At 43.3% G+C, this 13,279-nt stretch carries 12 protein-coding genes; 6 read left to right on the top strand and 6 right to left on the bottom strand.

Features of this window, described 5'->3' with window-relative positions; translation table 11 throughout:
- The first annotated feature begins 52 nt into the window (after positions 1-52).
- Both IGI77_RS14525 and IGI77_RS14520 read left to right on the top strand, forming a co-directional pair.
- Positions 53-892: an SDR family NAD(P)-dependent oxidoreductase gene (locus IGI77_RS14525; RefSeq protein WP_438770265.1), complete on the top strand. Its 840-nt coding sequence runs from the start codon at positions 53-55 to the stop codon at positions 890-892.
- A 139-nt stretch (positions 893-1,031) separates the two neighbouring features.
- Positions 1,032-3,947 carry an FAD-dependent oxidoreductase gene (locus IGI77_RS14520; protein WP_438770264.1) on the top strand — a complete coding sequence of 972 codons (2,916 nt, stop codon included), beginning with the start codon at positions 1,032-1,034 and terminating at the stop codon, positions 3,945-3,947.
- A 537-nt stretch (positions 3,948-4,484) separates the two neighbouring features.
- Here the strand turns inward: IGI77_RS14520 and IGI77_RS14515 are convergent.
- The 4 genes from IGI77_RS14515 to IGI77_RS14500 form a co-directional block, all read right to left on the bottom strand.
- Positions 4,485-4,652 (bottom strand): hypothetical protein, encoded by a 168-nt coding sequence (locus IGI77_RS14515; RefSeq protein WP_005234033.1) that lies wholly within the window; start codon positions 4,650-4,652, stop codon positions 4,485-4,487.
- A gap of 220 nt (positions 4,653-4,872) precedes the next feature.
- Positions 4,873-5,646 (bottom strand): ABC transporter permease, encoded by a 774-nt coding sequence (locus IGI77_RS14510; protein ID WP_005228413.1) that lies wholly within the window; start codon positions 5,644-5,646, stop codon positions 4,873-4,875.
- 5 nt (positions 5,647-5,651) lie between these two features.
- A complete protein-coding gene (locus IGI77_RS14505; RefSeq protein ID WP_010749956.1) occupies positions 5,652-6,455 on the bottom strand; it encodes an ABC transporter permease in 804 nt (267 codons plus the stop codon).
- Complete coding sequence (locus IGI77_RS14500) at positions 6,452-7,426, bottom strand: ABC transporter ATP-binding protein (protein WP_142968676.1); 975 nt, start codon at positions 7,424-7,426, stop codon at positions 6,452-6,454. Before IGI77_RS14500 ends, IGI77_RS14505 begins: the two co-directional genes overlap by 4 nt.
- 397 nt (positions 7,427-7,823) lie before the next feature.
- Here IGI77_RS14500 and IGI77_RS14495 point away from each other — a divergent pair, with 397 nt between their 5' ends.
- A complete protein-coding gene (locus IGI77_RS14495) occupies positions 7,824-8,492 on the top strand; it encodes a CPBP family intramembrane glutamic endopeptidase (protein ID WP_060791459.1) in 669 nt (222 codons plus the stop codon).
- Between the two features lie 48 nt (positions 8,493-8,540).
- Here IGI77_RS14495 and IGI77_RS14490 read toward each other — a convergent pair whose 3' ends face one another.
- On the bottom strand, positions 8,541-9,332 hold the full coding sequence (locus tag IGI77_RS14490; RefSeq protein WP_015510303.1) for a helix-turn-helix domain-containing protein: 792 nt from the start codon (positions 9,330-9,332) through the stop codon (positions 8,541-8,543).
- 233 nt (positions 9,333-9,565) lie between these two features.
- Between IGI77_RS14490 and IGI77_RS14485 the strand changes: the two genes are divergently transcribed.
- From IGI77_RS14485 to IGI77_RS14475, 3 genes are all read left to right on the top strand, one after another.
- Entirely contained in the window at positions 9,566-10,579 is a 1,014-nt protein-coding gene (locus tag IGI77_RS14485) for an acyltransferase family protein (protein ID WP_438770263.1), read from the top strand.
- A 178-nt stretch (positions 10,580-10,757) separates the two neighbouring features.
- Positions 10,758-11,822 (top strand): DUF1002 domain-containing protein, encoded by a 1,065-nt coding sequence (locus IGI77_RS14480; RefSeq protein WP_015510302.1) that lies wholly within the window; start codon positions 10,758-10,760, stop codon positions 11,820-11,822.
- 162 nt (positions 11,823-11,984) lie between these two features.
- Positions 11,985-12,356 (top strand): YccF domain-containing protein, encoded by a 372-nt coding sequence (locus IGI77_RS14475; protein WP_010749951.1) that lies wholly within the window; start codon positions 11,985-11,987, stop codon positions 12,354-12,356.
- Positions 12,357-12,457: 101 nt separating this feature from the next.
- On the opposite strand, the gene IGI77_RS14470 is transcribed toward IGI77_RS14475, so the two are convergent.
- Complete coding sequence (locus IGI77_RS14470) at positions 12,458-13,252, bottom strand: helix-turn-helix transcriptional regulator (RefSeq protein ID WP_005228440.1); 795 nt, start codon at positions 13,250-13,252, stop codon at positions 12,458-12,460.
- Between the last annotated feature and the right edge of the window lie 27 nt (positions 13,253-13,279).

Below are 13,279 nucleotides of genomic sequence, written 5' to 3'. Positions count from 1 at the left end.
TCAAGGTATATTGTTAGTGAAGAATATAACAATATTAGAGGTGGGACAAATAATGGAGCAATCTTGGTTGAATCTTAAGAATGAGGTCGTAGTCATTACTGGTGCTTTAGGTGGTATGGGGAAAAAAATCGCACAGGACTTTGCTGAGCAAGGCGCGCAACTTGCATTAGTTGATTTACATGAGGAAAACCTTGCCAACTATGCAGCGAAACTAGCGGATGAGTTCGGTGTAAAAGTAAACAGTTATGTCTGCAATTCGACGATCGAAGCGCAGGTAGATGCATTGGCAGAAAAGGTCAAAGAAGATTTTGGTCGCATTGATGTTTTGGTAAACACAGCTGCTATTTTGAAATTTTCATTGCTTGAGGATCTACCATTTGAAGAATGGAAACAGGTGATCGACGTTAACTTGAATGGTTACTTCTTGGTTTCACAAAGAATCGGACGAGTGATGATCGCACAAAAATCTGGGCGGATGGTTCATGTATCAACGATCGCTTCAATCAGCCCTGAAACATATTCTGGTTCATATAGCCCAAGCAAAGCAGGAGTCAACATGATGTCGAAACAAATGGCAGCAGAATGGGGACAATATGGGATTCGCAGCAATTGTGTTTTGCCATGTTTTGTGAAGACGCCTTTATCCGCAAGCTTCTATGCAGATCCAGAAGTTGAAGAAGGGCGCAAACGCTTGACTGCCAACAAACGAATCGGTGATGTGCAAGACATTGCCAATGCGGTCCTTTACCTAGCTAGCGAACGTTCTGATTACACGAATGGTCATGAACTTCGGGTAGAAGGTGGTTTTGGAATCATGATGGGGGATCAAGTACCAAAACCTGGTGGACGGAAACAATATGCCATCAATTCTCGCCCGGAAAATCAAAACTAACAGGGAATGAAATAGAAAATAATTGAATAAGAAGTACACGCATCCTTTCCTGATATTTAGAAAAAGATGGGTGTATTTCGTGATGCCTTAATGCCTAAAAATCTGATGAAGCAAGCTTATTTGAAAGGAACTGATTTTGATGAAAAAAGAACTATTTGAACCAATCAACCTATCTTCAGGCGTTGCCCTAAAAAATCGATTAGTAATGGCACCTATGACGACCCAATCTGCTTTTTACGATGGTGAGATAACGGAAGAGATCATTGAATACTATCGCTGTCGTGCCGGTGGAGCTGCGGCAGTGATCGTAGAAAGCTGTTTTATCGAAGAACATGGGCGTGGGTTTCCCGGAGCACTCGGGGTAGATACGGACAAGAAAATTGCTGGGCTCACTAGATTAGCAAAAGCCATCAAAGAAAAAGGATCGAAAGCGATCCTGCAAATTTATCATGCTGGACGAATGGCATGGCCTGAGTACAATGGTGGAGCACACCCGATTTGCGCAAGTCCCGTCGCAGCTTTACGACCGAATGCACCTGTGCCGAAAGAAATGAGTGATGATGAGATCCTAACGATGATCCAACGATTTGGAGACGCGACTAGGCGTGCGATCAAAGCTGGTTACGATGGTGTGGAGATACATGGTGCGAATACTTTTTTGATCCAACAATTCTTCTCGCCCCACTCAAATCGCAGAAACGACCATTGGGGAGGCAGTCTGGAAAAAAGAGCGCACTTTCCACTAGCCGTATTAGAAGAAGTTCAGCGGGTCCGTCAAGAAGAAGCTGCTGAGGGCTTTATTATCGGCTATCGTTTTTCGCCAGAAGAAATGGAAAAGCCTGGGATTTGTTTTGAAGAAACGATGTACTTGTTGAATCAACTAGCGAAAAGCAAGCCAGAGTACCTTCATTTTTCAATGGGAACGTACCAACGAAGCTCTATTATCGATAACGAGAGCAGCGAGCCATTAATTGTGAAATTTTTAACAATGCGTTCGCCTGAACTTTCTACTATTCCGATTATAGGAGTGGGCTCTATCTTGCAACGAGAAGACGCAGAAGCAGCACTGGAAATTGGCTACGATTTGCTTGCCATCGGGAAAGGGTTTTTAGTCGAGCCTAATTGGGTCCAGATGATCGCCGAGAAGAAAGTTGTTCGTCATTTTGCTCTTAGTCATGCGCAAAGTGAGTTGAAAATCCCAACACCATTGTGGCAGTTTATGGAAGAAATGGTCATTGATCCTGAAGAGGAGAAACAAAAGCATGAACGCTTAAAAGAACTCCAAAAGCGGAAAGTTGCTTACCAACCAGGGACATATCTCGTACAAGCCCAAGGGCATAATAGTCCAATCGAAATGCAAGTGACGTTTTCAAAAGAAAAGATTGAAGAGATCATCATTGATAAAGGCAATGAATCTGAAGGCTTATCAGATTTAGTCTTTACGCGAATCCCAGAACAGATCATTGAAGGACAAACGTTGAATGTCGATGCTGTTTCTGGTGCTTCTGCTTCGAGTCAAGGGGTGATCGCAGGCGTGGAAGAAGCGGTAAAACTTGCGGGCGCCGATGTAGAGGTCCTAAAAGCACGGCCAAAGCCAGTCGTTGCTTGGTCAGAAGAAGTGGTTGAAGAATCAGTTGATGTAGTGATCATTGGTTCAGGGGCTGCTGGGATTTCAGCTGCACTGCGGGCGGATCAATTAGGCTTAAAAGTCATTTTACTGGAAAAATTGAGTTTTGTTGGCGGAGCGATCTCTATTAGTGGTGGAAACCAAGTCGTAACTGGTTCGAAACTACAACAAGTCGCTGGTGTAAAAGATGATACGCCGGCAGCCATGGTGGCTGATTTTCTAGAAAACGGAAATGGGCTGAACGATAAAAAACTTTTGACTCTTTTCGCTGAGAATATAGGAGAAACCACAGATTGGGTCCATGAGTACTTAGGTGTGGCGTACGATATAAAACAAGGGCTGCACGTTTTAGCAGAATATCGAAAAAAACGTGAACTTGCCTATCAAGGGGGCGGTGCTGGATTTGCCCAAACCGTCCGTAAAACATTACAAAATAGTGGGGTTCAGGTCTTACTACAAACGAAAGCCCAACAGCTATTAGTAGATGATCAAAATAATGTCATAGGCGTCAAAGCCCTTGAAGAATCAGGGAAAACGTATATGATCTACGCCTCAACTGTCATTGTGACAACCGGCGGCTATGGGAATAATGCCGCTTTACTCAAGGAAAGATTCAAGCAAATTTTGTATTATGGACCAAAATCTGCCACCGGCGATGGTGTTTTGATGGCAACGATCCCTGCTTTAAAAGCACAAACGCGAGCGATGGATCAAGGGAAGATCTATCCGAATGGATTAGAAGTTTCTCAAGGTGTGGCGAAATCAACGATTGGCGGCAATCTGATCGTGCTGAAAGAAAATGGTATTCTAGTGAATCAACTTGGAAAGCGGGTGGTCAACGAACGAGCTAGTAACAAGAAAGTATTAGAAGCATTATTAAAACAAACCCCACCAATGCTGTATTTATTGTTAGACGGCAAACACTTTGAGCATTTCAGCCAAGGCGTAGCAGAAGGAGGAATCACCAGTGAAGAGTTGGCTTGCTGGATTGCTCAAGAGGGGAAGGCCACGCCTCGCATCCTTAAAGCAGCCACATTAGAACAATTAGCTAACAAAGCGCAGATGCCTGTAGAACAATTGATCGAAACAGTGGATAATTTTAACTACTGGGTAGCGCAAGGTAGAGATGAAGAATTTCACCGTGCACCTGAATACTTGCAAGAACCGATTGGTGCAGGACCTTATTATCTTATTGAACAAAAACCCCGGTTTGCAACTACTTTGGGTGGACTAGCGGTCAATCGTTCGTTACAAGTTTTGAATCAGCAAAACCAGCCCATTAAAGGGCTCTATGCTGCAGGTGAAGTAGTGGGAGGCGTCATGGGATCAGACTCTCCATCTGGTGCCAATAATGCCTGGGCATTGACTTCTGGTAAATTAGCAGCAGAAGCTGTTTGGGAAGTGACGAAAGGACCAAAAAAAGCGTAGGATCCGCTTTTTAGCTTTATTACTAAATTGAGAAAACAGCGCGATGACTGATCATCTAGGAGAATCCTTCTATATCCTCTTCCAGAAATTTGGCTAGAATCAGAGCGATTTAGGTCGTTTCTCTGGACAATCAAATCAGCAAAAAAACCAGAACGATCCTTTGGGAGGTTCTGGTTTTTGTTTTTTTATGTGATTTTAACAAACTTGTCGTATACGACTGATTGATCGCCTGTAGCCACTGTCTATCTACTTTGCAAAAAAACATAAGTGGTACATCGTTCCCCCTCGGTCTCGGAAGAGTGATCGGCGAACACACGGGCATCCACAAAGGTTGGTGCGAAGACAGGGACGGTATCACCGACATCAAAGGTGCATATGTTGCTTTCGCTAGACTTGTTAAAGAGCAAAAGAACAGCGACTTGTTTGAAGGTGGACATAAATTGGGTGTGTCAAATAGCTTCTAAATCGGGTGTAATGACTAAAACAGCCCCGGTTGTTTCGGTAGGTTCGTAGCCAGCTTCCCGTGTTTTTGACGACTTAAAGTGTATTTGAATAGAAGAAAACGTAAGAAATGGCAATCAAGCAAACCAACAATAAACCAGAGAGTGACAGAAAAAGCAGCATGATTCGTTTCTTCTTCAATCCAAGTACAAGTATCACTACATTCAATAGAAAGAAAACAAGTAAAATCGCTAAATATTCCATAACTGGTCCTCTTTTACGTTTTTATTTATCTTACCAGAGATTGGCGGCTTTTCCTAGCCAGTTTTTGTCTTTATAACAATAATTATTTACTGCATAAGACATGTGTAGTTATGCAATCAAAAAAGCGAATAAGCAATTTCACAACTATTAGAAAGTAAAAAAAGAGAATCACCCATAAAGTGACGCTCTTTTCCCACAAGATGTTTAATAAGGGGGAGGCTTACGAACCCGTAGAAATATAGTTCTTCAAACCTACTCGCCAAAAGAAGAAGGCGGGAAAGGCAAAGAGTAGACAAACCAAGGGTGATAAGATCCACCAAGGATTAGTTACGCGACCAATGACATACAGAAACGGATAATACTGAAACCAAGCCATCGGCACGACGTAGGTCAATAAACGCAAGACGTGTTTTCCGTAGATACTGAAGGGGTAGCGGCCGAACTCGCGGGCACCATCGGTAAAAATATTCATAAATTCAAGTCCTTGGATCGTAAAGAAGGAAATGGCGGCATACACTAAGAACAATAGGGCGAAAAAGAGGGCGCCGCAGACGATCATCAGAAAAAGAGTAAGGACATTTCCAAAATGCCAAGCAATTCCACTATTAGGAATCGCATAAGCAAACAACAGCAAGGCTTGAATAAAACGGCCGAGACGCGAGAATTCCATTTTGGAAGCTAAGACTTGAAAAATCAAGGAGCGAGGGCGCACGAGTGCTCGATCGAACTCGCCATTACTGATCATTTGCGGAAAAAGATCGAACCCGCGAAAGAAGCATTCCGCAATCGAAAAGGCAAACAAAACCGTTGCAAAGGAAAGCAGGACTTCCTCAAAGGTAAAGCCATCCACTTGATGAAACCGGGTAAACATAAACCAAATGCCTAAAAAAGCAGTAAAGGAACCTAGAAATTGTCCCAAAGCGGTTAACACAAAGGAAACTTTATACTGCATCTGACTTTTGAGATGAATACAAAAATAATGCCAATAAACCATATTCCTTAACCTCCTTGCACAACGACACGTTTGAGCGCCTGCTGCAGCCAAATTTTTCCGATCACGATCAAAAGTACGAGCCAAAAGGCTTGTAAGAGTAATGCTGAAACCAGCGCCAAGTCAGTCAGATCCCCGTTGTAAATTCGCAGCGGGACGTTTTGCATGGAAGCAAAAGGCAGTAGTTCCACGAATTGGCGAAAAGGCTGCGGAAAGAAAGGCAGAGGAATGACCCCACCAGCTAAAAATTCACCGATGGAGCTGATGACGACCCGCACCCCGATGGAGGATAATGTATAAAAAGTCGAGATGTAGACCAGCTGCGACATAGCGATCACTACACCTAAACTCAGCGCCATAGACAAAAGAAACAAGAACAGGGCAACGATGTTTGCTGGCAGAATTAAACGATAAGGTGCTGGCAGTAAAAAGGCAATCACAAAAATCGGTCCGCAACGCAAGACGGCTTTTGCTAAGCGATTGGCAGCCGATTGGCAAAACCAGCGATTGTATAGATCCATCGGCCGCACAAGTTCATAGGCGATCGACCCTGTGGTGATGGTATTGAAAATTTCTGCCTCAAAGAACCACAACATAAATAAAGACAAGAAGGCTTGCTGGAGCCAAACATAGGAGACGGTTTGTTGAAAGGTCATGGGAAAGGCACTAGGATCTGCTTGGTAAAAGGCGTGGAATGCCAGAATTTCCATCAAGCCCCAAGCTAGTTGTGTAGCCATCCCGGCAATTGCCGCCGAGCGGTATTGCAAGGTATTGATAAAGCGGATGCGGAAAAATGCCTGATACTTCCTCATATCTGATACTCCTGATACAGCTTGGCGACCATTTCTTCGGCGGTGATACTGGCAACGGCCAAATCAGTGATCTCGACTTGATTGCTGAGCAGACTGAGCAGCTGAGCGACCGACACTTCCTTGGGATCAAGCTTCAGAACCAGATGACCGACGTCTTTTTGAAGAAGTTGGACATTTTCTGGCAGATGGGGCTCATTCCCTTGATAGTCGATCTCCAGCGTTTTGACATCAGAAAAACGGTGCTTTAGTTCATCGAGGCGACCATCTAGCAAAATTTGCCCTTTGCCGATCAACAGAATTCGTTGTGTCAGCGCCTCGATATCTTGCATATCGTGGGTCGTCAGGATGACTGTGGTACCTTTTTCTTGGTTTCTTTTTTTGATGAACTGACGCACGGCGATTTTTGATACAGCATCTAAACCGATGGTGGGTTCATCAAGAAATAAGATTTTGGGGTCATGGAGTAAGGAGGCTGCGATCTCACAGCGCATACGCTGACCGAGACTCAAGGAACGAGCAGGGGTTTTTAAGATCTCACCTAAATCTAGTAAGGTGACTAATTCTTCTAGGTTGCGTTGATAACTAGCAGCGTCGACTTTGTAGATATCACGAATCAAATCAAAGCTGTCATTGACGGGGACATCCCACCAGAGTTGACTGCGCTGCCCGAAGACGACGCCGATGTCTTTGACATGTTGGATACGTTCTTGCCAAGGCGTACGACCATTGATGTGACAAACGCCTTGATCAGGGGTCAAAATCCCGCACATGATTTTGATGGTGGTACTTTTTCCAGCACCATTAGGGCCGATGTAGCCAACCATTTCGCCTTCATTGATGGTAAAGCTGATGTCTTGCAACGCATGGACGGTGGTGGTTTCACGAGAAAGAAAGGCTTTGGCTGCTTGGCGAAAGCCGCTTTTTCGCTTGGATACTTGGAAGGTCTTGCTGAGGTGTTCTACTTGGATCATTTGGATTCACTCACTTTCTTTTGACAAACGCGACAAAAAGAGCATTCGAAATCGAATACTCGCAACGAGTTGGTCCAAACGAACATGGTTGGGGCAGCGGTTCGTCAGCCAAACAAAAGTAGGAACAGTGTAGCATAAGAGAGCGCTTTTTTCAAACATTACTTATATTTTTTTGAAAAGAATGGGAATGAAAAAGCGTGGTTTATTCGATAAAATGAGCAAAATAACTATTTTTATTTTTTATTAGTTGTAAATAATGAGGAAACTAAGTATCATTATAAGCAGCCGATAGTGGCTAAGCATTTTCTGGAAACATGGTGAACCAAATGATGGGCTGTGTCATGATCTGTCGTAACCTGATCCTGAAAAATGCAATGAGCAAACAATGGAGGAGAGCATGAAAGCAGTAAAGAATGTCTTTATTTTGATTGGCTTATTCTTACTTAGTCAAGTAGGGATGACCGCATTTAGCGTGGTAAAAATCTATTATTTGGAAGCAGGAGAACCGACGATTCCTGCGATGATCAGCTATGGGTTGATTGCCTTGCTTTTGGCAAACATTGGTCTACTGATGTTTTTGGCTAAAAAGTTAGGACTTGCCACCTTTGACTTTGGCTGGTCAACGAAGAAAAATTGGCTATGGATCGTCGGAGGGTTTGTTTTAGGTCGAGTCGTTGCAGTTGGCGGAACGCTCTATCTGCAGCATATATCCGATCAAGAGGCGACCGCCAATGATGCATTGTTAGGGGAACTGTTTACAGGCGAAAATCCGCTTTTGATCTTTTTATTGATCGCTGTTGCTGCGCCAATTATGGAAGAGATCGTTTTCCGTGGTGGGTTTATTGGCCTTTTATTCGAGAAATACCCAATAGTCGGGATCATTTCAAGTGTAGCGGTTTTTAGTATCATCCATTCCGTCACCAATCTGGTCGAGTTTTTGATTTATGGTGCTATGGGACTGATCATGGCGTTGATTTATGTAAAAACTAAGCGTCTAGAAACAGCCATCGCCATGCATTTTCTCAACAACGCCTTGGCGGCGATCGCAATGATCTTGCTAGGATAAGAAAGTCAGCAAAAAACCACCAAATCAAAACGATTCGGTGGTTTTTGTTTACTCTGGCAGCTGTCCTTGTTCAAAGGGCAATTGCGCCAGTTCTTCTGCAGTAAAGAGGAGGTCGCCTTCATCTTCGATAGAAAATGCGACACCAGCTGCAGATTTTTGATAGACGCGCGCTTTATTCATATTACGAAGATAAAGATCCTTGCCTGCATTTAATTCTGGTGCAGCTAAATTGTCTTCGCGATTGCTGCGAATGACGATTTTGCTTGTTTGCGCGCCAAAATGAAAACCGCGATGACCCAAAGCCGTTAATTGGCTGGCATTTTCGCTGCTGTATTCTTTATAACCCGACAGACGATCCGTTTTTACCAGCGGCCGATCGATCGTATAAGTGATCAAGTATTCCGTATCTTCAGGCAGTTGAATCACTTGTCCGGTTGCCTCATTCGTTATCTCAGTGGCAGGCAAGCGATACTTTTTTATAGAAGTGATCGTTAGGTCTTCTTTTGTAAAAAAGACTGGATCGATCCAAAATGCTGCCAACAAAATCGTACTTAAGCTAATACTGAGAATAGTCAAAAGGGCGATCAATACGAGGCCAATTCGTTTGCGGTGGGTGGTCAGATTAAGTTCTTGGACCATCTGCTGATCTTCTTTTAATAAATAGTCCAAGGTCAATTCAAAATAGCTGCTCAGCTTGACTACTTGGTCTAGATCAGGATAGCTCTTGCCGTTTTCCCATTTTGAAATCAGTTGCCGAGTGACAAAAAATTCCTGCGCCAATTGTTCTTGTGTGAGATTTCGTTTGGTGCGTTCTTCTTTGATAATTTTCCCAATATCCATGTGTCTGTTTTGCCTCCATCATTCTTCTTATATTATAGCAAACTCTTTTCTATGCGAACGAGGATCTATGAAATTAGCGATGCAACAAAGGGTAACATCCTTTATTTATCAATGTTTCTACTTGTTGCGCTGCCTTTCTATATTGGAAGCTTTCCGTGCTGGTCACAAAAAGAAAGGACCAGTAGAGTGAAGTATGTTTGATCAAATTTGACGGAGAAAGGAGAAACGATCGAATGAAGACAAAACAACCTATGGTTCCAATTGGCTACATCCAATTCATCGCTTCCTTATTGGTGATTCTCGTTCATTGTGGCCGACTGGCAGAAAACAACGGGCTTCATTTTTTGTTAAAGAGTCTCTTATGTCGTTTGGCGGTTCCTTTTTTTCTGCTGCTGAATGGCTATTTTTTTCAAAAGAGTACCTGTTCATGGCAGCAATGGTGCAAACGACAACTCAAGCTTTATTTGCGTTGGTCGATCGTGTATCTTCCCTTAGGCTGGTTTTACTTAGGGCAGCAAAATCTTGCTGATTCATTACGGGTCATCGGTTTGGCTACTGGCTTTTTTACAGTAGGGGTCTGGTACCATCTTTGGTATTTTCCAGCGTTGCTCTTTAGTATGTGGTTAGTACGAAAAACTCGCTTTCTTGGCTATCGGCGGCAGTTTTTACTGGCGATCAGTTTGTATGTGATTGGCTGTCTTGAAACGTACAGCAGTTATTTAAGTGGACCTTTATTGGTATGCTATCAAAGCTATCGGACACTATTTTTTACAACGAGAAACGGACTCTTTTATGGGTTTTTATTTTTACTGTGTGGGGTTTGTTTAAGAGAACACCAAAAACACCCTTTTTTTACGAAGCATCTTGGTAGAAAACTCGCGGTCTCTCTTTGCTTATTAGGCATTGAAGGTCGACTGGTGTATCTCAATCAGGGGGACGATAAGAATTTCATGCTGTTTTTTGTGCCGACGACTCTTTTTTTCCTTGCTTGGCTGATCAAGCAGCAACCCCCAAAGCGGACTTGGCAAGCAAAACAAGCAGCTGAGGCTAGTCGATTGATCTTTCTGAGTCACCCGCTGTTTCTAGAAACCGGGAAGGTCTTTTTTTCACTCGCAGGGTTTCTGTTGTTCTTTTATACGATAGCTTTAACGGGAGCCTTTCTTGGTTTGAGGAAAGTGGGCAGCCGTTTAAAATCCTATACTGTTGGTTTTGCTAAAAAAACAGTTGATGAAAAGAAAAGCGTCTAAAGTATTGCTGCACCAAGGATAAAACCAAGTTACGCCTTTTTTAAATTGCAGCAGAGTTCTAAGTTTTTCTTCATTTCAGACCCTAGACGTAGGCTTTGCAAGAAAACCTATAGTACAATAACAGCAGTAAGAGGGAAAAAATCCCTGAAAAAGAGATCAACACTTGGAGGATATAGTGATGAAAAAACAGACTCGAAAACCAGCGATGATTTTAGCGACTCTCTTGGTATCTAGCCAAGTTTTATTAGCAGCACCACAAGTTTTTGCTGACGAAACCAATTCAACGACCAGCAGTTCCACTGCAACGAGCAATTCTACCGCAACGACAGCCACTACCGATAGTCAAACAAGTACTTCTGACAGCAGTTCAGATCGTTTGCAAGTCAATGCCGTGGCGATCGGAAATGCCTTGACGAAAGCACAAGAAGACTACACACTGGAACGCTTAGGCATCCAAGGCGAAACACCGATTTATACGACAAACGGTAATGACTTGATGAAATACATTCCCGATGGCGGCTTTACTGCAGATTGGGCGGTCTATAGCTCGGTCAGAATGCAGACGCTAGAAAGCGGGGCAGGAATCACTGTCGATATCGCGACACCAGATAACATTACCCGCATCACTGCAGCCCAGTACCAAAATGCAGCGCTGACGGCAGGGATCACTGATGCGAAGCTAACGGTCGCTTCTGCCGTACCGATCGACGGTTCCGGAGCTTTAGCTGGGGTATACAAAATCGTTGAAGAATCAGGCGGTGTCATCAATCAGAATCGAGTAGCCGTAGCTCAAGATGAGATGGATGTGCTGTCTACGATCACCGAAGAGAATAAAGACAAAGAAGGCTATTCCGATGAAGCTTTGAATGCAGCGCAAGAACAAGCGAAAACCGATTTGGCTGCTCAAACTGCAGATGGTACGGAATTAACCCAAGCCGATATTCAAGAGACAGTAGAAAAAGCCTTGAAAGACAACGGACTTGAAGGAATCGTTACGGAAAATCAAATTTCTGAATTGACCTCTTTGATGAGCGACATGCGAGACAATAATATCTTCGATGACTTCATCAAAGAATTGGATCTGTCAGAAGCCCGCAAGCAAATCGAAGAAACCTCTAAGGGACTTTGGGAAAATATCAAGAGCTTCTTTAGCGGCATCTGGTCTTCGATCACCGGTGTCTTCGGTAATGACTCAAATGAGTCCAACAATAGCAGCGAATCAACGGTTGATTCTGGGCAATAAGCATTTTACAAAATAACACATTTTGCTTGTATTAAGAAAAAAGAGAAGCGCGCAGGGGAAGGAGCACCAGACGATAGCGCACGTCTGAGTGCTAACGATGTCCTCTGCTTTCTTTGCTAAAACAGGAGCAGTCTTTATTAAAAAAAGAAGGAGGGCAATCAGATGAATTTTTTAGGCAACGTGATTTGGTTTGTCTTTGGCGGCTTGATCGGTGCGATCTCATGGTTTTTGGCTGGGTGTTTATGGTGTATCACCATCATCGGCATTCCCATTGGTCTGCAATGTTTTAAGTTTGCGACATTGTCACTCGCACCATTTGGGAAAGACATCGTTTACCGTGGCGGTGGCGTGTCCGTGATTCTAAATATTTTATGGTTGATTTTTTCTGGTATACCACTGGCTTTAGGCCATTTAGCTAGCGCAGTCATTCTAGCCATCACGATCATCGGCATTCCATTTGCGGCGCAATCATTGAAAATGGCGCGCTTAGCGTTGATGCCCTTTGGAGCAGAGATCGTTTCTAGTCGTTATTGATTCCTGTATATCAAAAATTGGATTGCATCAGAAAGCTTTTTGCTTTCTGATGCTTTTTTTTGTGGGAGCAAAGGAAAACGATGAAATGTCTTTGAGGAGGGCTATTCCTTCAGCAACGAAAAATGAGCATTGTGTTTTAAACGGTATTCTTTTGGCGTCAGTGAGGTCAATGCTTTGAAATTTCGATTGAAGGTCCGCACGTTTTGAAAGCCTGCTTGTTCTGCTACTTCCGTAATCGGCAAGAGACTATGGGTCAGCAAAAAAGAGGCATGGCGTATTCTTGCTTGATTCAAAAGCCGAGGAAAGGTGCTTTTCAATTTATCGGTGATCATTCTGGAAACGTAGACGCTGCTATAACCGATACTGCTGCTTAGTTTTTCGAGCGTCAGTTCTTCTTTGAAGTGGGATTCGATGTAAACAAGTAGCTGGATCAGGATATCCTCTTGATTTTTGGCTGGTAATAAAGTCGTTTGGTGTTCAAAAAGGTAAAGGACTTGATACAGTGCCGATTTTCGTAAATAGAGGGAATCCGTTTCAAATAAAGGATAGTAGAGCTGCTTGGCAACAGAGGAATCAATGGTGATCACCGGATCTGACAAAGCGAAATCTTTCGTTTTGGCGTAAAAATCTGGAATATACTCAGGTGAAAACACAAGAATATGCAATTGTGATTCCTTAGGGGTTTCAATCGCATGAGTCTGATAAGGCATGACTAATAACACTTGGCCTGTCGTAAGGACATAGGGACTTTCTTCGATTTTGACAACCGCTTCGCCGTCACTACAAAAAAGCAATTCAAAGGAACGATGAAAATGTTCCATGTAATTAAGCGAGTAGGGATGGTAACTGGAAACACCTAGGTATTCGCCGAAATGGTATTCTTCTAAAATGGTCACGCGATCTATCCTCCATTTTTTGTCTAT

Origin of the sequence: Enterococcus sp. DIV0213h (genome assembly GCF_051711285.1) — a bacterium.
GTDB lineage: Bacteria > Bacillota > Bacilli > Lactobacillales > Enterococcaceae > Enterococcus_D > Enterococcus_D casseliflavus.
This window is presented reverse-complemented; position numbering and strand designations above follow the sequence as displayed.

What these genes read in the sequence shown, in the direction of transcription:
- IGI77_RS14525 (WP_438770265.1), top strand. Translation starts at nt 53, where the DNA reads ATGGAGCAATCTTGGTTGAATCTTAAGAATGAGGTCGTAGTCATTACT.
- IGI77_RS14520 (WP_438770264.1), top strand. Translation starts at nt 1,032, where the DNA reads ATGAAAAAAGAACTATTTGAACCAATCAACCTATCTTCAGGCGTTGCC.
- IGI77_RS14515 (WP_005234033.1), bottom strand. Translation starts at nt 4,652, where the DNA reads ATGGAATATTTAGCGATTTTACTTGTTTTCTTTCTATTGAATGTAGTG.
- IGI77_RS14510 (WP_005228413.1), bottom strand. Translation starts at nt 5,646, where the DNA reads ATGGTTTATTGGCATTATTTTTGTATTCATCTCAAAAGTCAGATGCAG.
- IGI77_RS14505 (WP_010749956.1), bottom strand. Translation starts at nt 6,455, where the DNA reads ATGAGGAAGTATCAGGCATTTTTCCGCATCCGCTTTATCAATACCTTG.
- IGI77_RS14500 (WP_142968676.1), bottom strand. Translation starts at nt 7,426, where the DNA reads ATGATCCAAGTAGAACACCTCAGCAAGACCTTCCAAGTATCCAAGCGA.
- IGI77_RS14495 (WP_060791459.1), top strand. Translation starts at nt 7,824, where the DNA reads ATGAAAGCAGTAAAGAATGTCTTTATTTTGATTGGCTTATTCTTACTT.
- IGI77_RS14490 (WP_015510303.1), bottom strand. Translation starts at nt 9,332, where the DNA reads ATGGATATTGGGAAAATTATCAAAGAAGAACGCACCAAACGAAATCTC.
- IGI77_RS14485 (WP_438770263.1), top strand. Translation starts at nt 9,566, where the DNA reads ATGAAGACAAAACAACCTATGGTTCCAATTGGCTACATCCAATTCATC.
- IGI77_RS14480 (WP_015510302.1), top strand. Translation starts at nt 10,758, where the DNA reads ATGAAAAAACAGACTCGAAAACCAGCGATGATTTTAGCGACTCTCTTG.
- IGI77_RS14475 (WP_010749951.1), top strand. Translation starts at nt 11,985, where the DNA reads ATGAATTTTTTAGGCAACGTGATTTGGTTTGTCTTTGGCGGCTTGATC.